Genomic DNA, 20,062 nt, shown 5'->3' with positions numbered 1-20,062 from the left:
CTCACCGTCAACTGAATTCGGGCTTACCCCAAGCCCCTGCCAGGAGCTAAAAAATGGCTGCTAAAGACGTAAAATTCTCCCGTGATGCCCGCGAGCGCATGCTGCGCGGCGTCAACATCCTCGCCGACGCGGTGAAGGTCACACTCGGCCCCAAGGGCCGCAACGTCGTCATCGACAAGTCGTTCGGCGCCCCGCGCATCACCAAGGACGGCGTCACCGTCGCCAAGGAAATCGAGCTTGAAGACAAGTTCGAGAACATGGGCGCGCAGATGGTCCGCGAAGTTGCTTCGAAGACCAACGACATCGCCGGCGACGGCACCACGACCGCGACCGTTCTGGCGCAGTCGATCGTCCAGGAAGGCCACAAGGCGGTTGCCGCGGGCATGAACCCGATGGACCTGAAGCGCGGAATCGATCTGGCCGTCACCGAGGTCGTCACGGCTCTCGGCAAGGCTGCCAAGAAGATCAAGACCTCCGAGGAAGTTGCCCAGGTCGGCACCATCTCGGCCAATGGCGACGAGTCGGTCGGCAAGATGATCGCGGAAGCGATGCAGAAGGTCGGCAACGAAGGCGTCATCACCGTTGAGGAAGCCAAGACCGCCGAGACCGAACTCGAAGTCGTCGAAGGCATGCAGTTCGACCGCGGCTACCTCTCGCCCTACTTCGTCACCAACGCCGACAAGATGGTTGCCGAGCTCGAGGACGTCTACATCCTGCTCCACGAGAAGAAGCTCTCCAACCTCCAGGCCATGCTGCCGGTTCTCGAAGCCGTCGTGCAGACCTCCAAGCCGCTGCTCATCATCTCGGAAGACGTCGAAGGCGAGGCTCTGGCCACGCTGGTCGTCAACAAGCTGCGTGGCGGCCTGAAGATCGCCGCCGTCAAGGCGCCGGGCTTCGGTGATCGCCGCAAGGCCATGCTGGAAGACATCGCCATCCTGACCGGTGGCCAGGTCATCTCGGAAGACCTCGGCATCAAGCTCGAGAACGTCGGCCTCAACATGCTCGGCCGCGCCAAGAAGGTGTCGATCTCCAAGGAGAACACCACCATCGTCGACGGCGCCGGCAAGAAGGCCGAGATCCAGGGCCGCGTTGCCCAGATCAAGCAGCAGATCGAAGAGACCACTTCGGACTACGACAAGGAGAAGCTGCAGGAACGTCTCGCCAAGCTGGCGGGCGGCGTTGCGGTGATCCGCGTCGGCGGTGCGACGGAAGTCGAAGTCAAGGAAAAGAAGGACCGCGTCGATGACGCCCTCAACGCGACCCGTGCGGCCGTCGAAGAAGGCATCGTTGCTGGCGGTGGCGTTGCGCTGCTGCGCGCTTCGGCCAACATCAAGGCCACCGGCGCCAATGCCGACCAGGCTGCTGGCATCAACATCGTGCGTCGCGCACTGCAGGCTCCGGCCCGTCAGATCGCCTCGAACGCCGGTGCGGAAGCTTCGATCGTTGCCGGCAAGATCCTTGAGAACAAGGGCGCGACGTTCGGCTACAACGCCCAGACCGGCGAATATGGCGACATGATCGCCATGGGTATCGTCGATCCGGTCAAGGTTGTCCGTACGGCTCTCCAGGACGCGGCTTCGGTCGCCGGCCTGCTCGTCACCACCGAAGCCATGATCGCGGAGGCTCCGAAGAAGGAGTCGGCTGGCGGCGGCATGCCTGGCGGCATGGGCGGCGGCGGCATGGGCGGCATGGGCGGCATGGACTTCTAATCCAGCCCCTATCAGCCTTCAGATACAGAAAGGGCGGCAGCGATGCCGCCCTTTTTTGTTTGGCGCGTACCTAGATCGCCCCACGCCGTCGTCTGTCGTCAGCTGGCGGCATCCGCGCGTTGCCGGACCTCTCCGGCAAGTACAGCGGCCTCGATCAGTGCAGCGACTTCATCGGCAACCGCCTGCAGTGGGGCCCGATCGCGGGTGGCGCGCGCGATCACCATCAGCCCTTCCAGCGACGATTCGACCAGCAGCGCCAAAGCGTGCGCGCGGCGCTCGGCCACTCCTGCCCTGACGAAGGCCTCGCGCAGCAGGCCTATCCACTGCTCGAAGGCCGAGCGGCAGAGTTCGGCAAGCTCGGGCACATTGTCAGGCGAGTCCAGCACGACCGGCGCGATCGGGCAGCCGAGGGAGAACTCATTCTCTTCCAGCATGCGTCCCACCGACTGATAGATATGATGAACAGCGACCGCGGGGTCGTGTTCGGCGGCCAGCGCCGCGCCGAGCCTCTCGGTGACCCCGGCGACGCTGTCGCGCGTCACTTCGATGACCAGCTGATCCTTGCCACCGGGAAAGTGGAAATACAGCGAGCCGCGCGGGGCACCGCTGGCGCTCAATATGTCGTTGAGCGAAGTGCCGTGGTAGCCGCGCTTGCGGAGCAGCAGCGCCGTCGTCTCGAGTATGCGGGTGCGGGTGTCGTTCGCCATGTCAACCTCTGTCAGCAGTGGCCATTATAGGCCTTGCGCATAATATGACAATCGGTCTACATAATATGTAGATCAGTCTACATACTATGTGAAGGGAACAGACATGCGCACCTACCGTCTCGAAGGGACCGAATGCCTGATGATGCGCGAAGAGCCACAACCGCAGCCGAAACCACACGAGATCGTGGTGCGCGTTCGCGCCACATCGCTCAACCGGCGGGACACGATGATCCTCAACGGCACTTATCCGCTGACGCCACGCCAAGGCATCGTTCCATTGAGCGACGGGGCCGGCGAAGTCATTGCCATCGGCGATGCCGTCACCCGCTTTGCCATCGGCGATCGCGTGACCGGTAGCTATTTCGCGCGCTGGATCGACGGCCGCGTCAATGCAGGGCTCATCGACCAGCTCGGCTGCACGCTGGACGGCATGCTGGCCGAATACGCGATGCTCGACGAACAATGGGCCGTGCGCCTGCCCGATCATCTCGACTGGCATGAGGCGGCGACGCTGAGCTGTGCCGGCGTGACTGCCTGGAATGCGGGGACAGGCGCCGGAAGTCCAAAGCCCGGCCAATGGGTTCTGGTCATCGGCTCGGGCGGCGTCTCGCTGTTTGCACTGCAGTTCGCCAAGCTGCTCGGCTGCCGCGTCGTGGCAGTGACTTCACGTGGCGAGAAAGCCGACAGGTTGCGGGCGCTGGGCGCCGACCTCGTCATCTCAAGCTCAGACCAGCCTGAATGGGGTGCGACTGTCCGCGAGCAGACCGGCGGCATCGATCTCGTCGTCGAGACCGGCGGCCCGGCGACCTTCGCGCAGTCGCTGATTGCCAGCACGCTCTATGGGCACATCGTGCTGCTGACGCTGCAGGATTCGAAAGGCCGGTCGATCGAGATGCCGGCAGCGCTCTACCAGCGCAGCCTCACCACCATCAGCCGCCTTTTCGTCGGCAGCCGGACCAATCTCGAAGCCATGCTGCGCGCCATTTCAACGCATCGCCTGAAACCGGTCGTCGACAAGGTCTTCCCCTTCGCACAAGCGGCCGAAGCCTACCGTTATTTCAAACAGGGCGATGTGTTCGGGAAAGTGATCATTGATGCCGCCTGACCGTGTTTTGACGACACAACATCTCAATCCCCAACACAGGAGGACCCAATGACAATTCGGGAAGCTTCGGCCGAGTGGCAAGGCACGTTGAAGGAAGGTTCGAGCCGCTTGCGGCTCGGCAGCGGCGTCTTCGAAGGCGCCTATTCCTTTCCGTCGCGCTTCGAGAATGGTCCTGGCACCAACCCGGAAGAGCTGATGGCAGCGGCGCATGCCGGCTGCTTTTCGATGGCGCTAAGTGCAATACTGGGGGCAGCCGGTCATATACCGACAAACATCGGCACCGTCGCCAAGGTGCATCTCGGCGCAACCGCTGCCGGACCCACGATCACCCGCATCGAGCTTGAGACGCAAGCCGAGATTCCGGGTCTTGCTCCGGGTGAATTCCGGAACTTTGCGGAGACGGCGAAAACGACATGCCTTGTCTCGCGCGCCCTGGCCGGCGTTGCCACCATCACGCTCACGGCAGAGCTCGCCGCAACCGCCGGCGCGGCGCAATGACATCAGGAGACAAGATGGAACAGGACAGCGTTATCACCCTCCACCCCGAGGGCCACTCCGGACAGACGGCCGAAATCATGCGGCGCTTCAACGACGTGTTCCAGCTGCACGACCCGTCCGCACTGCCAGACCTGGTTGCGGAAGACTGCGTCATCGAAAACACCGTGCCGGCGCCTGAGGGAGCCCGTCATGAAGGCCGGGAAGCATGCGTGCGGCTGTGGTCGGCGATCGCGACCCAGGCCGGCACGCGCTTCGATCTCGAGGAGACCTTCGTCGCCGGCAACCGGGCGACGATCCGCTGGCGCTACTGGATGGCGGACGGCAACTCCGTCCGCGGCGTCAATCTGATGCGTGTCGAGGACGGCCGCATCGTCGAGGCGATGGGCTATGTGAAGGGATAATCGCCCGTCGCTGCTCTACCGATCGGCGAGCGCGAGCTTGGCGCCGAGCATGACGAAGGCGCCGGCAAAAGTTCTACGCATCCAGGTCAGCACCATTGGCCGCGAGGCGACATGGCTGCGGATTGAAGCGGCGAAGATGCCGTAGCCGACGAAAACCACGAAGGTCAAAAGCATGAAGACGGAGCTGAGTTCCAGCATCTTCGACAGCGCGTTGGGCTCGGTGGTGCTGACGAATTGCGGCAGGAAGGCGAAGAAGAAGATCGACAGTTTCGGATTGAGCACATTGACGAGGATGCCGGTGGCAATCACCTTGCCGGCCGAGCGCGGCGCGACATTGTCCTCGACGCTGAGGCCGCCCTTCTCCTTCAGCGTGTTCCAGGCCATGTAGAGCAGATAGGCGACGCCGAGATACTTCAACGTCTCGAAGGCGACCGCGCTGGTGTGCAGCAGTGCCGCAAGGCCAGTGATGGCGGCAGCCATGTGGGGGATGATGCCGAGCGTGCAGCCGAAAGCGGCAATGATCGAGGCCCGCGCACCGCGCGAAAGTCCGGCGCTCAGGGTGTAGAGAACGCCGGTGCCGGGCGAGGCCACGACGATCAGCGACGTCAACAGAAATTCGATGCTCACGATGGATTTCCTCCGACGCCCTGCCCTGTTGCAGCGTAGCCAGCAAGGAGGTTGCGCACAAGCCACCGGCAACCGTTGCTAAGAGGTCGGAAATCCGTGCGCCCGGCGCGCCATCAGGCATTCCTCGTCGCCAGGCATGCAGGCGCGACAGACATCGGGGCGCAATTCGTAGATGCCGCAAGCGGTCGATTTGCCGACTTCGCCCGACAGTGCCGAGCAGCGCGCGCCGTCACAGCGCATGCCGGACAGGTCGGCTGCCACATATTTTTCTGGGATCCGCTCCAATTGCGCTTCATCCTCGGTGGAGAAGCGAGGCCATTCGGCCGAATAGGAACAGCAGGCGCCGCAGCTCTGGCAGTCAAAGAGCGGAGCAGTCTCGCGTTGCGACGACGAAAAGTTTGCGGCGGCGACCAGGGCGAGCAGCCCCGGCATGGCCGGATTGCGATCGGCGTCCTGCGGCAAGGCGCTATTTCTTCTTAGCCGTCTTGGCCTTCGGAGCGTCCGCCGGCGACTTGAACAGGTCGGTCGCGGCGTCGGCGGGTTCACCGGCCTTCGCGGCAACCGGCTTGGCCGGCTTTGCAGCGGGGGCCGGCGCTGCCGGCTGATCCTTGGTGGAGAATTTTATGGCCATGTCAGTCCTCGTCGACGAAACGCGATGATGGTGCGCGCGGATTGCGCAGGCGGCCGATCAGCGCCGAAACCGCCGTGATGTTCATTTCCTCGGGCGACCAGTTCTTTGCCGCCTCAATGTGATGCGGCGCCAGTTCACGATGCGTGCTGCCGCTGTAGGCGGCATCCTGATAAGTCACCCGCTCATGGGTCTTTTTGTCCTCGCGGACATATTCGATCAGGTAGTTCGGGGCTTCGGCACGGCCGCGTACGCCGACGCGCACCTGGGCATCGCCATGGGCACGCTTGCAGCGCTCGAGTTTTTCCAGCACACGCCGGACAAATTCGACCGGCTTGTCGAGGCCTTCGACCATGTCGGCAATGGTCGCATCGGCCGCGATCGGCGTTGGCGGTACGCGCTTGGTAGCCATCAGCGTTTTCCGGCTCGTTTCGGCAGCGCCGCGAGTGCTGCGGCCGCGGCCATCTCGTCGGCTTCCTTTTCCAGGCGCAGTTCGCGCAGGCGGGCGGTCTTGGCTTCCCGCGCCTCGCTGACGGCATCGCGCTCGGACATGATGCGGCCGAGCGACATCGACTGAGTTTGCGTCTTGCTGAACAGTGACACCGCCGGTTCGGCGGTCGTTTTCGAATGGGCGGTCAAAATCTTTCTCCTGTCAGGAGCCTGGTGCCGATAGGGCGAGACCGGGTCTTCGGTCAGGACCACACACAAAGCAACACGGCAGCGGGGGCAATACGGCAGCAGATTCACATTGCTGGAGCGTCCCTTAGCACGTTCAGCCCGATGCGCAGCGCATTTTCGGCGGCAACAAGCGTAAAATGAAAAAGGCCAGGCACCGCCTGACCTTCCATGGGAGCACCGCGCATCCAGATGTATGCGCAGGAGAAACTCCTCTATGCGCATAATGTGCCTTGGAAACTCAGGTTTCCAAGGCCACGCGCCAGAATTCGCCATTCACCGGTGCCAGTACATCCGTGGTCACCGGGACAGCTGAATTCTTTCTTCAGGCCGCCTTCAACTGGTCGGCGGACATCTTGCCCGACTTGTTGTCGCGGACCATCTCGTAGCCGAGCTTCTGGCCCTCGACGATGTCGCGCATGCCGGCGCGCTCTACGGCCGAGATGTGGACGAAAACGTCGGCCGAGCCGTCGTCAGGCTGAATAAAACCAAAACCTTTGGTGGCGTTGAACCATTTAACTGTGCCGGTGCTCATAAACGAACCCTTTCCATGGCAAATATTCGTTAATCGCGGTGCGACTGCACAACGATTTTTGTCTCGATTTTTGATGGGGAAGTTCGTCAAAGGCGCGCATACGTGCGCGGATAACAAAAGTCAGTCAAACAAATATCGACATATTTCTTGTAGACTTGTTTTGGTGCCGAGTCAATTTCTGGTTTTCCAACGGCCTGAATTCAACCATGGATTGCCTTGCAAATGGGACCTCAACTAGCGAACCGACTGAAAGATCGGGTTTCCAAAAATGCCGGCTGCCTACATGATCGTGCTGATCATCGGCAGGATCTCATAGCGAAAGCCGCGACCTGACTTTGCCACCGGATCGCCATCGGTCACCGCCTTTGCCTCGGCCTCGCTGCGGGCACGCAGGATCAGCAGGCCCCAGGGCCCGGCCGGATCGGCAACGGGACCGGCCATAATCATCACGCCCTCGCGCAGCTTGCCACGCAGGTAGTCGGCATGCCGCCCCATCAGTTCCCTCTCCTCCTCCGTCATGGTGAAGGCAAAGTCCGGTCGCGGCGGGATCAGCCGGCAATGGAAGATTTTTGCCGTTGCGGCTTCACGCGGCCCGTCATTGCTGGCCATGGGTCTCCTCCAGAGTACCGTCGGTCGACGTCCGCATCGACTTGACCTATTCGTCCGGGCCTGGCTCCGGCCACGGCTCTTTCGCCGCTTCCGCGTACCATTGCCGCATCGCCGATGTTGCCAGCACGGCATCGACATAGGCGCGTGTATCCAGGGCCAGTTCGCCGCCATAGGTGTCGAAGCGGGTGACGACCGGCGCGTACATGGCATCGGCCGCGGTGAAATGGCCAAACAGGAAGGGGCCGCCCTTGCCGTATTGTTCGCGGCACTCTCGCCACAGCGCTTCGATGCGCGCCCGTTGTACTTCCCCTTCGGCATCGAGCGGCTTGTGGCCCTTCGGCCGGCGCAAATTCATCGGCCAGCCATAGCGGACCTCGCGAAAACCGGAATGCATCTCGGTCGCCGCCGCGCGTGCCAGCGCGCGGGCGCCGATGTCGCCCGGCCAGAGTTTTTTGTCCGGAAACAGGTCGGCAAGATACTCAAGGATGGCAAGGGTTTCCCAGATGATCCGGCCATTGTGATTCAGCACCGGCACCTGGCCGGTCGGCGACACTTTCGCCAGGTTGGCAAAGGTCTCGGGCGTGCGCAGCCGCACGAAGCCTTCCTCGAACGGGATCTCCAGATGCCTCATCGCCACCCATGGCCGCAGCGACCATGAGGAGAAGCATTTGTTGCCGATGTAGAGTGTGAATTCCGCCATTTTTCTCCCCGTGCGCACGATTGGTCGGCGCATATCTACAGCCTAGCCTGCCAGCCTTGCGGCCGGAAGCGGCCACGCGCGTTTCGTCTGCTTCCGGTGGGATGCCTGGAACCTAAACGATGCCAGTCCGTTTATTCGCGCGGATGAATTCCCCGGAATTCAAGGACACCCAGGAGATGCGAAAGTGATGAACAGGGATCAGATTGCCGGCATGGCCAAGCAAATCAAAGGCTCGGTCAAACAGGCTGCCGGCAAGGCGACCGGCAACAGGCGGACCCAGGTTGAAGGCATAGCCGACAAGGTCGCCGGCAAGGTGCAGAAAGCCTATGGCGACGTGAAGGACAGGGTTAAGAAGGCGTTCTGATCCCGCATCTAAAAATGCTCCCATCGAAAAGGCGGCCGCCAGGGCCGCGTTTTTCATGTGCTCCAGCCCTTGCTGAAGGCGTTGGTGAAGGTGACCCCGCCATGGTCATCGGTTGCCTCGCCCAACACGACATCCATGCCATCTCTGGTCACCCTGGCCACGGCGAAACCTCCGATATAAGCGGCCTTCGGCTTGAACAGGTCGAGCCCGTCACGACGATAGATCAGCGAGGCATCGTGCTGATGGCCGTGGAAGATGCCGACGACATTGTAGCCTTTCAGCGCCGCCAGCAGCGCTTGCCTGTCGGCATCACCCCACCAGTGCGGCGGGCCGGCGCCGTCATCGTCGTAGGTGCGCCTGGCAGGATCCCACCGCTCCGTCGAAAACGTGTCCCAGCCATAGTGCTGGAACAGGATGACAGGACGGCCGTCCGCCGCGTAGGTCGCCAGATCCTGCTTGAGCCACGGCAGGCTGCTTTCGGCGCCGTGGCCGGTATCGCCGGCGAAACGATGCGTCTGGACGAGATGCAGGCCGCCCCAGTCCCATGAATAGCAGTCGGTGTCGACATCGTAGTCGGTGGCCGGCACGGGCGGCTTGAAGAACACGCCGGCGCGGTGGTTGACCTCGACATAATCGCGCAGTTCGCGCCGATACCAGTCGACATGGTGCGACGGACCATTCTGGTCGAGATCATGGTTGCCGAGTCCGACATAGACCGGCATGTGGACGCGATCCGGGCCAACGCCCTGGCTGTAGCGCTGGCTGAATTGCAGCAGCTGCGTGCCTTCGCTCGGTTGGGTGATCTGGCCGCCGCCATCGTCGGTGATGTCGCCGCCGACGACAAGGCCGAGCGGCATGCCGATGCGGCTACCGGCCGAACGCAGGCCGGTGGCGACGCCATTGATCTCAACCGGCCAGTCCTTGCCGCCGACGGCGTTCAATGCCGCGACGTTGCGCAACAGTGCCGCGTCGGTCTTGCCCTCCTGCAGGCAATTGGGGCTCAGGCCGCTTGCCATGCGGCAGGCATGGACATCGGCGATGAACAGGAAAGTGACGTCGATCGGCTGGATGCGTTGCCCCGTCTGGCTGAATGCCGGGCGTGAAAGTGCACCAGCCGCGGCAAGGCCAGCGGCCTGCATCAGAAAGCTGCGTCGTGAAAGCAATTTTGGCCACCGGTGATTCATCATCGGCGGAATTCAGCACAAGCGGCGTCTGTCCGTCCAGTTTCGGCACTATCGCGACTGCCTTGACCATCGACATCGCAATGAACGTCTGCCACTTCTACCTGCACTTGCATTCTATTTGGAAGATACGGGGGAGTGTTATGAAGAGCGCGTCTATCGGCATGGCATTGGCGGTTTTGCTGCCGGCAAGTGTTGCGCTTGCCGGCCCGTGCGTCGATGCGAAGTCCGCGAAAAATGGGTTCATCCTGGCGCGGCCCGGCATCCAAAGCGAGTTTCGGCCTGTGGCGGGCGGAATGGTCTCCGTCGTCAACACCTACGAGTCGCAATCGCCGCAGAAGCAGTTCCTGTTTGCCGGGCTGATCGAGGTTTTTCGCGACAGCGACACCGGCCGGCTGGCGATGATCCCGTTTTCCGATCTGCGAAAACTGTTTCCGCTGAAGACGGGAGCCAAGAGCACGATCGAGTTCGTCGAGCTGTCGCCGGACAAGCAGCCTAAGGCCACCAAGACGCTGACCCTGGTGGTCAAGGGCAAGGAAACCTTCAGCCTGGGCGACTGCAAATACAATGTGCTCGCCGTCAACGAGACCTTCAAGAACGGGGCCGGCGAAACACTGGATGCATTCACCGCGCTCTATGCGCCCGATCTGCAAGCCGCCCTCGCCCGGCGCTATGATGAAGGCACCAGCAAGGAAGCGGTGAACGGCTATGAGACGATCAAGCCGCTGGCCGAATGAAGGTCCTATCCGCTTGTTCGAGCATGATCTTTTTAAAGCTGTAAGCACTCCGCTGGTGCGTAGGAAGCCCTTAGACGGGTCTCGTCAAAAGCGGCTTGGACGGAAGTTCGCAAGCAGCGGATGTTCATTGCCGCCGGCGATCTCGCCGGCAAGCAGTTCGCCCGCAATCAGGCCAAGCGTTGCGCCGCTGTGGCTGAAGGCGACGTAATATCCCTCGATGTCCTTCAACTGGCCGAAGACCGGCTCGCCGTCTCCGGGGATCGGCTTGGGGCCGACACCGTAGCTCTCCAATTCCAACTTTGGATGACCCTCGAGAACATTCGAGGCTTCGTTGAGAAGCCCCTGAACAGTCGAATCCCTCACGCTATATGTGCCATCCGAATTGACGACCACCTCTTCTTCCGACCAGGCGGAATCGAGCGCGAGGGCTCCATTTGGCGTCGGTCGGATGGCGACGCGCGGTGTGTTGAGAACGGCCCGAAGCGGCAAGGCGGCGGGCTTGGTCCTGACCAGCAAAGCGATCGGCGTCCCGTCGGCGATATACCGGCCGGCGTCCGCTACCATTCGCGGCACATCACCGCCGGTCGCCAACAGCACCGCGTCGGCAGCAAGGCTGATGCCGCTTGTCGTGATGACGCCAGTGGCGCGGTCGTCGACGACCGTGACCGCGGCGCTTCCGGCATCGATGACCAGTCGCCCGCCACGAGCCACGAATTCCGCGATCAATATCTCGATCAGCGACGGCAGGTCGACCCAGCCCTCGCCTGGGTTGAAGATCGCGCCTTGAGGCGTGACAGCGCTCGCGCAGACACCTGGCGTGACTGACGCTATGGCGTCCGCGGAGAGGTGTTGCGCATCATAGCCGAGGCCCTTTTCATGAGCGAAGACATCCGCGATCTCGTTCGAGGCGTCGTCCGCATCCCATGTCAGGCCACCGTCGAAACGCAGCCAGGCAGCACCCGGATATCTCGCCGACAGCGTCCGGTAGCGGTCGATACCGATCATGCGCAGGCGATGATATTCAGCCGATCGCTTGCGTGCCGAATTGATCCAGGCGAGCGAGCGGCCGGAAGCTCCCTTGGCGAGCGGTCCATCATTGACCAGAACGGTTTCAATGCCGAGCCTTGCAAGATGAACGGCCGAGGAGACACCGAAAATGCCGCCGCCGACAACAACGACCTTCGAGACCTGATGTAACATAGCCATGGGATATTCTTTCACTGGTGGAAGTTGGATTGGGCGGCCGTCTCAAGGCTCATGCGCGATCAAAGCACTTCGGCAAGGAAGTGCTTCAGACGCGTGCTTTTCGGCGTATCGAAGATCGCAGCAGGCGTGCCGGCCTCGATGACGCGGCCTTCATCCATGAAGACGACCTGATCGGCGACCTTGCGGGCAAAGCCCATCTCATGAGTCACCACGACCATTGTCATGCCGCGCCGGCCAAGGTCCGCCATGAGGTTGAGCACGCCCTTCACCAATTCGGGATCGAGTGCGCTCGTCACTTCGTCGAACAGGATGACCTCCGGGTCCATTGCCAGTGCACGAGCGATCGCCACACGCTGTTGCTGGCCACCGGATAGGCTTCCGGGACGATGGTTCTTGCGGGCAGCCAAGCCGACATCGGCAAGGCGCGCCTCGGCGATGCGCTCAGCTTCCTGCACCGGAAGGCCTTTTACCTTGGTCAGCGACAGCATGACGTTTTCCAGAGCCGTGTGATCGGGAAACAGGTTGAATTGCTGGAAAACCATGCCGACACGCCGGCGCAATTTTTCAGGCTTCATCGCCAAGATGCTCGCACCATCGAGCAACACGTCACCGCCCTTGGGCTCGACCAGCCGGTTGAGGCAGCGCAGCAAGGTCGACTTGCCCGAACCTGATGGACCAATGACGCATGTGACCGTGCCCGGCTTGACCGCCAGGCTGACGCCCTTGAGAACATCGAGATCGCCGTAGGCCATGTCGAGATCGGTGATGGCGAGACTGCCACCCTTGAACCGGGGAAGCGCCGGGCTGCCTTCAGGGCTGGCCTCAGAGGGCGGGCTGCTGATGGCGCTCTCCAACTCGCTCACTTCGGCGAGACCGCTGGTGACGAGACCGGCCTTCTGCTTTCCGACCCGCAGCGAGTTGTCGATGTAGTTGACCACATGGGTCAACGGCACGGTGATGACGAGATAGAAAACGCCGGCCAGAAGCAATGGAGAGAGGTTTCCGGTGACCACCGCCTGGTCCTGACCGACACGGAAAATCTCGCGCTCCGACGCGAGCAGACCGAGGAAATAGACGAGGCTCGAATCCTTGACGTTGCCGATGAACTGGTTGACCAAGGCCGGCAGAACGCGGCGGATGCCTTGCGGTATCACGATCAGGCGCATGCCTTGGCCGTAGCTCATGCTGAGCGCCCTGCAGGCCTCCATCTGCCCGCGCTCGACGCTCTGGATGCCGGACCGGAAGATTTCGCCGATATAGGCGCCGGCGATCAGGCTGAGGGCGAGAATGCCGAGCGGAAAGGGCGAAGGCCCGAAGACTTCACGGCCGATGCGGGCGAAGCCCTGGCCGATCAGCAGGATCGTGACGATCGCCGGGAGGCCACGGAAAATATCGGTGTAGACCCGGGCGGGAATGCGCAGCCAGCGCGATTGCGAAATGCCCATGACCGCCAGGATCATGCCGAGAATGACACCCAGTACGGTGGACGCGGCCGCGAGGATCAAGGTGTTCTTCAATCCGATGGTGATCATGCTCGGCAGCACGTCCGCCATGGCCTGCCAGTCGAGGAAACTGCGCCGCAGGTTTTCGAGCCAGTCCATTCAGTCCCCTTTCGGTTGCGCTGTCCGCATCGTCCGACATCAAGGACGGCAGCGTAGGTCCGGCCGCCAGCGTAAAGGCCAGCGGCCGGGTGCGGTTTACTTCTTGGGGAGATACTGGTCGGGCATCGGCGAACCGGGGAACCACTTCTCGTAAAGTGTCTTCCAGGTGCCGTCCTGCATGGCCGCATGAAGGGCAGTGTTCAATGCCTCGCGGAACTTGTCGTTGCCCTTGCGCACCACGAAGCCAGCCGGCGCGTCAAAGGAAGGAATATTGACCGCGATCTTCAGGTTCGGATAGCGAACGCCGTAGTCCTTGGCGGCCTCGTAGTCGAGGAAATGCGCGTCGACAGTTCCGTTGTTGAGTGCTGAAACGGCGGAGTTGTTGTCGGGGAATTTGACGAGATCGGTTCCGACAAAATTCTTCGCCGCGTAGATTTCCTGGAGCGTCCCCTGCACGACGCCGAGGCGCTTGCCCTTGAGCCCGTCCGCCGACGTGATCGCCTTGTCGGCGGTAAGCACGGAGAGATAGCCTGCAAGATACCCGTCAGAAAAGTCGACGGTCTTCTTGCGGGCTTCCGTCGTGCCGATCGCCGCGACCGCGACATCGAAGCGTTCGTTCGCAACCGAAGGCATCAGCGCCGAGAATTCCTGGCCGGTGAAGATCACCTGGTCCGGCTTGAAGCCAAGACGGCTCGCGACGTTGCGGAACAATTCGATGTCGAAGCCGGTGAACGTGCCATCCGCTTGGGTGAAAGCGTAGGGCTTGGCATCGCCCATGGTACCAACGCTGATGACTTTCGCATCAATAAGACCATAGGGGTTGTCATCCGCGGCGGCTGCTCCCGAAACCAACCCGGCGCCAATGCACACGGCCATAAGAGCCATCGCGCCAATCTGGACCGGTGACATCAACGACTTGAGAATTCCTATCCTGCTCATGTCTTCTCTCCACTCTGAAGGTCTGTTCTTCTTGGTATTTACGCCGAGCCGCCATCTCACGCCTGACATCGCCCGCCGCCGCGACCGCGGCAGAGGCGGGGATGTTCGTTACGCCTCCTGGCTCGCGATTTTCTAAAAGAGACCGGTCTCTTATTGCTTGAGACCGGTCTCTTTGATAATCGTTATCGCCAGATTGACCTTCCGTCAACAACTCTTGTAGTCGTTCATCCGATGAAAAGAACCGCGCCCAAGACCCAGTCGATAACGGTCAGCGATGTCGCCCGCGCGGCAAACGTATCGAAAGCGACGGCCGCGCGCGTGCTCGGCGGATATGGCGTCGTCAGCGATATGATCCGCGCGGATGTCATGGCCGCGGCCAAGGCGCTGGACTACCGTCCGAACGAGCTGGCTCGTAGCATGACGACCGGCCGGTCCGGCATCATCGGTGTGGTTGTCGGCGACATCGAGAACCCGTTCTTCAGCCTCGCGGTGCGCGGCATCAGCGACGCGGCAAGGGCAGCCGGGTTCAACGTCATTCTGGCCAACTCCGGCGAGAGGATCGAGGTTGAAAAGGCAGCCGTGCGGCTGTTGATCGGCAAGCGCGTCGACGGGCTGATCGTCACGCCATCGGAATCGCGCGACATCTCGCACCTGCGCGACATCCATCGTTCAGGCCGGCCGCTTGCCCTGCTTGACAGGGCACTGCCCGATCTGGATGTCGACACGGTCACGGTCGACGATCGCGGCATCGCCATGCGGGCGACCCGCATTCTCGTGGATGCCGGACACCGCAACATAGCCTATGTGACCGCCGTCGACGCCGAAGGGCATGAGTACCGCGATCTCGGGCAAATCTACACCTCATCGGTTCGCGAGCGCATCGATGGTTTCCTCACCGTGTGCCGAGATGCTGGAATTGATCGGCCAGAACGCTATGTTCGCCTTGGTGCGACAAGCCCCGCCGAAACGCGCAGGGTTGCCGGCGATATGCTGTCCGGGCCGGATCGGCCGACGGCGATCCTTGCCTCCGACAGCGTCATAGCACTGGAGATCTTCAGGGTGATCCGCGAGCGCGGCTTGCGGGTTCCCGAGGATATTTCGCTGATCACCTTCCATGATGCGGACTGGACGAGTGTGACAACACCACCCATTACCGTCATCGACCAGCCCGTCTACGCGCTTGGCAAGAGTGTCGCGGAATTGCTCATCCGGCGATTGAAGGGAGATTCGCGCCCGGCGGAAAGGCTGATTTTGCCGACATCGATCTTTGAGCGCGGCTCCGTCGGCCCACCCTCGAACGCCATCGTCAAGCGCGCGTAGCGCGGCTGCGATTAGCCGCGCGTTAGGCTTCAAATGCCTCGACGATCGCCCCGGCGACAAAGGCCGGGGCCTCCCAATGCGGGTTGTGGCCACACGCTTCGGCACGCACGCGGCTCGCCCCGGCCAGGCAACGCGACAGCATCTGCTGATGCGCTTCGCCGAACAGCGGGTCGTACGCGCCGGCGATGATCAGCGTTCGGGTCCGCACAGCTTGCGCCACACTGGTCAGGTCAGCCCGGCAAATCTCTTCCAGAATGACGCGCCAGAGCGCCGCGGGCATTGCCGATGCATCTTTCGCCAGGCCGGCGAGAAACGGCTGGGGCACACCGGGCCTGCAGGCATGCCACCAATCATAGAACGGGTCGGCCGGCGATATCGGGTCGCGCAGAGCCTGGACACCCGCGACAAGCGGATGATCGCGCGCGAAATCGGGTTTCAGCGTGCCCGCCAGGACCACCAGTCCCCCGATGAGATCGTTGTGTCGCGCAGCCAGGGCGATGGCCACCATGGAGCCCAGCGAATGGCCAACGACGACAGGCGTGTTGAGCCGCAAATGCAGAATCAGCCCGGCAATGTCGTCGGCAAAGTCGGCAATGCCGAAACCCCTGCCCACTTGTGACGCGCCGTGACCACGCAGGTCGGGCATGATCAGCCGGCGGCCGGCAAGATGCGGCGCCAGCAGTGAAAAGCTGCGGCTGGTGTCGGTGAAGCCATGCACCAGCAACAGCGCCGGTTCGGCGCCTGCGATCTCGACATAGGCGATCTCGACGCCGGCGAGATCGACGAATTGCTTGCGGCCGGCCCATGCGTCCTGCTCCGCCTGGGCATCCGGGACCGCTTCCAGCGCGACCGATGTCACAGGCCGAGTTTCTCCTTGACCGCGGCAAGGCCGGGCTTGCCGTCGAAGGTGGTGACGCCAGCGAGCCATGCATCGAGGCGGGTCTTGTTTGCCGTGATCGCCTTCAGCGCCCCGTCTTCCGGCTTCATGCCGTCATTGATGAGATAACCCATGCCGACATTCTCGAAATCGATGTCGAAGGCGAGGTTTTTCAGGAATTGCGCGACGTTCGGGCATTGCTGAAGATAGCCCTTGCGCACTTGCGTCGTCACTGTAGCGGCGCCGAAGTTCGGACCGAAAAACTTGTCGCCGCCGGTCAGATATTTGAAGTCGTACATGGTGTTCATCGGGTGCGGCGCCCAGCCCTGGAAGACGATGAACTGCTTTTCCTTGATCTCGTAGCCGACCTCGGAAAGCATGCCGGCTTCGCTCGATTCGACCACTTGCCAGCCGTCAAGACCAAGCGAAGGGTCGGCGATGGCATCCATCATCAGCTGGTTCGAACCGGGCTCGATGCCGTACATTTTCTTGCCGAACTTGTCGGCAAACTTGTGCAGGTCGGCAAAATCCTTGACACCGGCATCCCATACATAGGTCGGCACGGCGAAGGTGTATTTGGCGCCTTCGAGATTGACGCGCACATTCTCGACCGAGCCATCCTTCTTGTAAGGCTCGTAATAGGTGACCATGGCCGGGTCCCAATAGCCGAGGAACAGGTCCAGATCGTTATTCTTCATGCCTTCGTAGATGACGTTGATGCCCAGCACCGAGCTTTGCGGCTGGTAGCCGAGCGCACCGAGCAAGACATTGGCGACGCCGGTGGTGAAGGCAAGATCGTTCCAGCCCGGTTCGGCCATGCGGACCGCCCTGCACTGCTCGGCCTCTGCCGCCTGAGCCGCATGAGCGGCCAGCATCAGGGCTGCAAGACAGACGCCATTTGCAAGCATGCGGACCATTTCGACTCTCCTCGCCATCGCTAAATTGACCAACTGGTCTTTTTATTGTCCCACTGGTCAATTGTTGATCTAGGCGGACGAAAATGTCAACGTGGATTCGCAATGCATGGATCGAAGTCGTGAAACTCAAGCGTCTCAGTGACATACGCCGCAAGGAGTTGCGGCAGGCCGCCTTCGCGGTGCTGGAGCGCGAGGGTATTGCGGGTGCGACGCTGGAAAAGGTGGCCGCCCATGCCGGCGCCTCCAAGGGCATCGTGCTGCACTATTTCCGCAACAAGCAGGAATTGTTCGAGCATGCGATGCGCGAGGCCAACGCCGTGTTGCGCGACGCGGTGGTCGCCCGGCTTCGCCAGGCGCGCACGCCAATGGAGCGGCTCGATGCGGTGATCGATGGCAATTTCGAGGAGCATCTGTTCTTGCCGCCTCTTTGCCATGCCTGGCTTTCGCTCTGCGCCGAGGTGCCGCGCGACGAGAAGCTGGCGCGCATCCAGAAGGTGCTGCATGCGCGCATGCGCTCGAACCTGTTGTCTGGCCTGCACGGCCTTGCCTCGCCCGGCGATGCCGACGACATCGCGCTTGGCGTCACCGCGCTGATCGACGGGCTTTGGCTGCGCCTCGGCCTGGAGCCGGGCAGTGTGTCGCGCGAACAGGCGATCCGCCAGGTCAAGGATTTTGTCGCCGCCCGACTGGCCATGCGCCAGCCTGCCATCGGCGCATAAGACCGGCCCAGGGCTGGTCAGCGGGGGTTTCATACGATGTGACCGGCGCGGTCTATCAGGGCGGCCAGCCGGTCGCACGCTTGCGCCCCTGCAGACCGGATTTGAGATTGCCACCGGCGGCGATGTGATCCCGAAGCAGCTTCGCCCATGCCGCGACGGCCGCCGCGCGCGTCAGGCGGGTTTGCGCGAAATGCCGCGCCTCGGCTGCTATTTCGGTTTCCTGCTTCGGATTGGCGCGCAGCCACTCGATGCGTTCGGCAAGATCCGACATGTCGCGCGCCACCGGGACATAGTGGCGAAACGGTTCGATATCGTCAAAGAACCACTCGCGCCATGGCCGATCCTGCAGCAGCACGACGCGCTTGGTGTGGAGCAGCATCTTGAAGCGGCCGCTGTAACCCGCCCCTTCGACATCGATCATGTATCTGTAGGTGGCGACCTGGTCTTCCATCGTCAGGAATTTGGTGGAATACCTGTTAGTGGCGACGTCGTAATTCGCCTCGGTGTCATACGCCTCGACGAGGTCAGGGCGGGCCGACGCGATCTCGACAATCCTTTTGCGGGCAGCGTTCATGCAGCGCCCCGCCCAGAACAACCTGGCATCACGCGGCGGGGCTTCCGACGCGGCCGCCATCGCTAGCGTCTTCTGGTCATAATCGTCGAACTTCGCGTCCGGCCAGCCATCGAAGACGAAATCGGGCGCGGCCACCTCGCCATAGCCGTCGGCTTGGGAGAAGGCGAAACGCGTGCGGAAATGGCGATGCCTTCGGCGCGACGGCGTATCGCCAAGCAGCATATAGAAGGGTGGCAGGCTGCGGACGCCCAGGGATGCCAACGCCTCGGCTATCAAAGTCAGGACCTGCACATGCCTTTCAAGCCAGGCGGCGCGGGAGCGCACCTTGAGCTTCCCGCCTTCGAAACGGCAGTGGATCTCGCCGCGATTGAGACCAGGCAGAAAGCGCCTGCCGACCTCGACGACGTCGACATCCCTGGGAAGCGCCTTCAGGCTGGTCTTGAGTGGTGCCATTTTTTAAAGACGCTTTCGTCGCGACCCGTTTTCGATCAACGCGGCTATCCCGTTGGCGCGGCGGATGCAAGGGCAGACGGTCCCGGCGCGGCAACTGGCGAAGTTCATACCGTGGGATAGGCCAGCGGCTTGACCCGGGCCGCGACGATGCGGTGCTCTGGCATTGGCCAAGGCAACCCCGGAGTGCCCGATGAGACTTCAGGACAAACGCACGCTGGTGACCGGCGGCTCGGACGGCATCGGCCTGGCGATCGCGGAAGCGTTCCTGCGTGAGGGCGCCGATGTGCTCATCGTCGGACGCGACGCAGGCAAGCTCGAAGCCGCGCGTCAGAAGCTGACTGCTCCCGGCGCGATCGGCCAAGTGGAGACGGTATCGGCCGATCTTGCCACCAGCCCGGGCATCGCAACTGTTATCGAGCACGTGAAAGAGACCGGCCGGCCGCTCGACGTTCTCGTCAACAATGCCGGTGTCGCCTACCTCGTGCCGTTCGAGACGGTCAGCGAGGCGCAGTTCCAGCACTCCTTCGCGCTCAATGTGACGGCGGCGTTCTTCCTCACCCAGGGGCTGCTGCCGCATTTCGGGGCCGGCGCATCCGTCATCAACATCTCCTCCTATTTCGCCAGCAAGATGATCCCGAAGCGGCCCTCCAGCCTCTACTCCTTGTCGAAAGGCGCGCTGAATTCGCTGACCAGATCGCTTGCCTTCGAGCTCGGTCCCCGCGGCATCCGCGTCAACGCCATTGCACCCGGCACAGTGGATACGGCGATGCGGCGCAAGACGGTCGACAATCTGCCGGCCGAGGCGCAGGCGGAGCTGAAGGCCTATGTCGAACGCAGCTATCCGCTGGGCCGCATCGGCCGCCCGGACGACCTCGCCGGCATAGCGGTTTATCTCGCCAGTGGCGAGGCGGCATGGACCAGTGGCGGGATCTTTGCCATCGATGGCGGGTATACGGCAGGGTGAACTGTCTGGCCGTTAC

25 protein-coding genes are annotated in these 20,062 nt (G+C 62.3%); 9 read left to right on the top strand and 16 right to left on the bottom strand.

Going from position 1 to position 20,062, the window contains the following annotated elements; all coding sequences use genetic code 11:
* Positions 1-53: 53 nt before the first annotated feature.
* Positions 54-1,709, top strand: a complete 1,656-nt coding sequence (groL, locus tag AC1D05_RS00740; protein ID WP_477437309.1) for a chaperonin GroEL — start codon at positions 54-56, stop codon at positions 1,707-1,709.
* A gap of 98 nt (positions 1,710-1,807) precedes the next feature.
* Here the strand turns inward: groL and AC1D05_RS00735 are convergent, their stop codons facing one another.
* Entirely contained in the window at positions 1,808-2,416 is a 609-nt protein-coding gene (locus AC1D05_RS00735) for a TetR/AcrR family transcriptional regulator (RefSeq protein WP_477437307.1), read from the bottom strand.
* Between the two features lie 103 nt (positions 2,417-2,519).
* Here AC1D05_RS00735 and AC1D05_RS00730 point away from each other — a divergent pair, with 103 nt between their 5' ends.
* The 3 genes from AC1D05_RS00730 to AC1D05_RS00720 are packed head-to-tail and all read left to right on the top strand — an operon-like array spanning position 2,520 to position 4,420.
* A complete protein-coding gene (locus AC1D05_RS00730; protein ID WP_477437305.1) occupies positions 2,520-3,521 on the top strand; it encodes a zinc-dependent alcohol dehydrogenase family protein in 1,002 nt (333 codons plus the stop codon).
* Positions 3,522-3,569: 48 nt separating this feature from the next.
* Positions 3,570-4,019, top strand: a complete 450-nt coding sequence (locus AC1D05_RS00725; RefSeq protein WP_477437303.1) for an OsmC family protein — start codon at positions 3,570-3,572, stop codon at positions 4,017-4,019.
* Positions 4,020-4,033: 14 nt separating this feature from the next.
* Positions 4,034-4,420, top strand: a complete 387-nt coding sequence (locus AC1D05_RS00720) for a nuclear transport factor 2 family protein (protein WP_477437301.1) — start codon at positions 4,034-4,036, stop codon at positions 4,418-4,420.
* Positions 4,421-4,435: 15 nt separating this feature from the next.
* Here the strand turns inward: AC1D05_RS00720 and AC1D05_RS00715 are convergent, their stop codons facing one another.
* The 8 genes from AC1D05_RS00715 to AC1D05_RS00680 all read right to left on the bottom strand — a co-directional run bounded on the left by AC1D05_RS00715 (position 4,436) and on the right by AC1D05_RS00680 (position 8,194).
* Positions 4,436-5,047: a LysE family translocator gene (locus tag AC1D05_RS00715; RefSeq protein ID WP_019857424.1), complete on the bottom strand. Its 612-nt coding sequence runs from the start codon at positions 5,045-5,047 to the stop codon at positions 4,436-4,438.
* Between the two features lie 78 nt (positions 5,048-5,125).
* Positions 5,126-5,509, bottom strand: a complete 384-nt coding sequence (locus AC1D05_RS00710) for a YkgJ family cysteine cluster protein (RefSeq protein WP_477437299.1) — start codon at positions 5,507-5,509, stop codon at positions 5,126-5,128.
* Between the two features lie 4 nt (positions 5,510-5,513).
* The gene (locus tag AC1D05_RS00705) at positions 5,514-5,678 is read right to left on the bottom strand and encodes a hypothetical protein (protein WP_477437297.1); all 165 of its coding nucleotides are present in this window, start codon (positions 5,676-5,678) and stop codon (positions 5,514-5,516) included.
* 1 nt (position 5,679) lies between these two features.
* Complete coding sequence (locus tag AC1D05_RS00700; RefSeq protein ID WP_477437295.1) at positions 5,680-6,087, bottom strand: hypothetical protein; 408 nt, start codon at positions 6,085-6,087, stop codon at positions 5,680-5,682.
* Positions 6,087-6,314 (bottom strand): hypothetical protein, encoded by a 228-nt coding sequence (locus AC1D05_RS00695; RefSeq protein ID WP_027042154.1) that lies wholly within the window; start codon positions 6,312-6,314, stop codon positions 6,087-6,089. Before AC1D05_RS00695 ends, AC1D05_RS00700 begins: the two co-directional genes overlap by 1 nt.
* Positions 6,315-6,675: 361 nt before the next feature.
* The gene (locus AC1D05_RS00690; RefSeq protein WP_010915421.1) at positions 6,676-6,885 is read right to left on the bottom strand and encodes a cold-shock protein; all 210 of its coding nucleotides are present in this window, start codon (positions 6,883-6,885) and stop codon (positions 6,676-6,678) included.
* Between the two features lie 279 nt (positions 6,886-7,164).
* Positions 7,165-7,494 (bottom strand): YciI family protein, encoded by a 330-nt coding sequence (locus tag AC1D05_RS00685; RefSeq protein WP_477437293.1) that lies wholly within the window; start codon positions 7,492-7,494, stop codon positions 7,165-7,167.
* Positions 7,495-7,540: 46 nt separating this feature from the next.
* Positions 7,541-8,194, bottom strand: a complete 654-nt coding sequence (locus tag AC1D05_RS00680; RefSeq protein WP_477437291.1) for a glutathione S-transferase family protein — start codon at positions 8,192-8,194, stop codon at positions 7,541-7,543.
* Between the two features lie 187 nt (positions 8,195-8,381).
* Between AC1D05_RS00680 and AC1D05_RS00675 the strand changes: the two genes are divergently transcribed.
* The gene (locus tag AC1D05_RS00675; RefSeq protein WP_477437289.1) at positions 8,382-8,558 is read left to right on the top strand and encodes a CsbD family protein; all 177 of its coding nucleotides are present in this window, start codon (positions 8,382-8,384) and stop codon (positions 8,556-8,558) included.
* 53 nt (positions 8,559-8,611) lie between these two features.
* Here AC1D05_RS00675 and AC1D05_RS00670 read toward each other — a convergent pair whose 3' ends face one another.
* Positions 8,612-9,745, bottom strand: coding sequence for a metallophosphoesterase (locus tag AC1D05_RS00670; protein ID WP_477437287.1), 1,134 nt, complete (start codon positions 9,743-9,745; stop codon positions 8,612-8,614).
* Between AC1D05_RS00670 and AC1D05_RS00665 the strand changes: the two genes are divergently transcribed.
* The gene (locus AC1D05_RS00665; RefSeq protein WP_477438156.1) at positions 9,658-10,476 is read left to right on the top strand and encodes a hypothetical protein; all 819 of its coding nucleotides are present in this window, start codon (positions 9,658-9,660) and stop codon (positions 10,474-10,476) included. The two genes, AC1D05_RS00670 and AC1D05_RS00665, sit on opposite strands and share 88 nt — an antisense overlap.
* 84 nt (positions 10,477-10,560) lie before the next feature.
* Here AC1D05_RS00665 and AC1D05_RS00660 read toward each other — a convergent pair whose 3' ends face one another.
* The 3 genes from AC1D05_RS00660 to AC1D05_RS00650 form a co-directional block, all read right to left on the bottom strand.
* On the bottom strand, positions 10,561-11,682 hold the full coding sequence (locus AC1D05_RS00660) for an NAD(P)/FAD-dependent oxidoreductase (RefSeq protein ID WP_477437285.1): 1,122 nt from the start codon (positions 11,680-11,682) through the stop codon (positions 10,561-10,563).
* 59 nt (positions 11,683-11,741) lie between these two features.
* Entirely contained in the window at positions 11,742-13,283 is a 1,542-nt protein-coding gene (locus AC1D05_RS00655; protein WP_477437283.1) for an amino acid ABC transporter permease/ATP-binding protein, read from the bottom strand.
* 96 nt (positions 13,284-13,379) lie between these two features.
* Entirely contained in the window at positions 13,380-14,222 is an 843-nt protein-coding gene (locus tag AC1D05_RS00650; protein WP_475451414.1) for an ABC transporter substrate-binding protein, read from the bottom strand.
* Positions 14,223-14,453: 231 nt separating this feature from the next.
* Here AC1D05_RS00650 and AC1D05_RS00645 point away from each other — a divergent pair, with 231 nt between their 5' ends.
* The gene (locus AC1D05_RS00645) at positions 14,454-15,542 is read left to right on the top strand and encodes a LacI family DNA-binding transcriptional regulator (RefSeq protein WP_477437281.1); all 1,089 of its coding nucleotides are present in this window, start codon (positions 14,454-14,456) and stop codon (positions 15,540-15,542) included.
* Positions 15,543-15,564: 22 nt separating this feature from the next.
* Here the strand turns inward: AC1D05_RS00645 and AC1D05_RS00640 are convergent, their stop codons facing one another.
* Both AC1D05_RS00640 and choX read right to left on the bottom strand, forming a co-directional pair.
* On the bottom strand, positions 15,565-16,401 hold the full coding sequence (locus AC1D05_RS00640; RefSeq protein WP_477437279.1) for an alpha/beta fold hydrolase: 837 nt from the start codon (positions 16,399-16,401) through the stop codon (positions 15,565-15,567).
* Positions 16,398-17,336, bottom strand: coding sequence for a choline ABC transporter substrate-binding protein (gene choX, locus AC1D05_RS00635; RefSeq protein WP_477437277.1), 939 nt, complete (start codon positions 17,334-17,336; stop codon positions 16,398-16,400). The genes AC1D05_RS00640 and choX overlap by 4 nt, the downstream gene beginning before the upstream one ends.
* An 83-nt stretch (positions 17,337-17,419) precedes the next feature.
* On the opposite strand from choX, the gene betI reads away from it, so the two are divergent.
* Complete coding sequence (gene betI / locus AC1D05_RS00630; protein WP_477437275.1) at positions 17,420-18,055, top strand: choline-binding transcriptional repressor BetI; 636 nt, start codon at positions 17,420-17,422, stop codon at positions 18,053-18,055.
* Positions 18,056-18,110: 55 nt separating this feature from the next.
* Here betI and AC1D05_RS00625 read toward each other — a convergent pair whose 3' ends face one another.
* Positions 18,111-19,082 (bottom strand): glycosyl transferase family 90, encoded by a 972-nt coding sequence (locus AC1D05_RS00625; RefSeq protein WP_477437273.1) that lies wholly within the window; start codon positions 19,080-19,082, stop codon positions 18,111-18,113.
* A 190-nt stretch (positions 19,083-19,272) separates the two neighbouring features.
* Between AC1D05_RS00625 and AC1D05_RS00620 the strand changes: the two genes are divergently transcribed.
* A complete protein-coding gene (locus tag AC1D05_RS00620) occupies positions 19,273-20,046 on the top strand; it encodes an SDR family NAD(P)-dependent oxidoreductase (RefSeq protein WP_477437271.1) in 774 nt (257 codons plus the stop codon).
* The last annotated feature ends 16 nt before the right edge of the window (positions 20,047-20,062 follow it).

The organism is Mesorhizobium sp. P2_E9 (assembly GCF_056403815.1).
The sequence above is the reverse complement of the archived record's forward strand: the minus strand, read 5'-3'. Positions and strand labels throughout refer to the sequence as shown.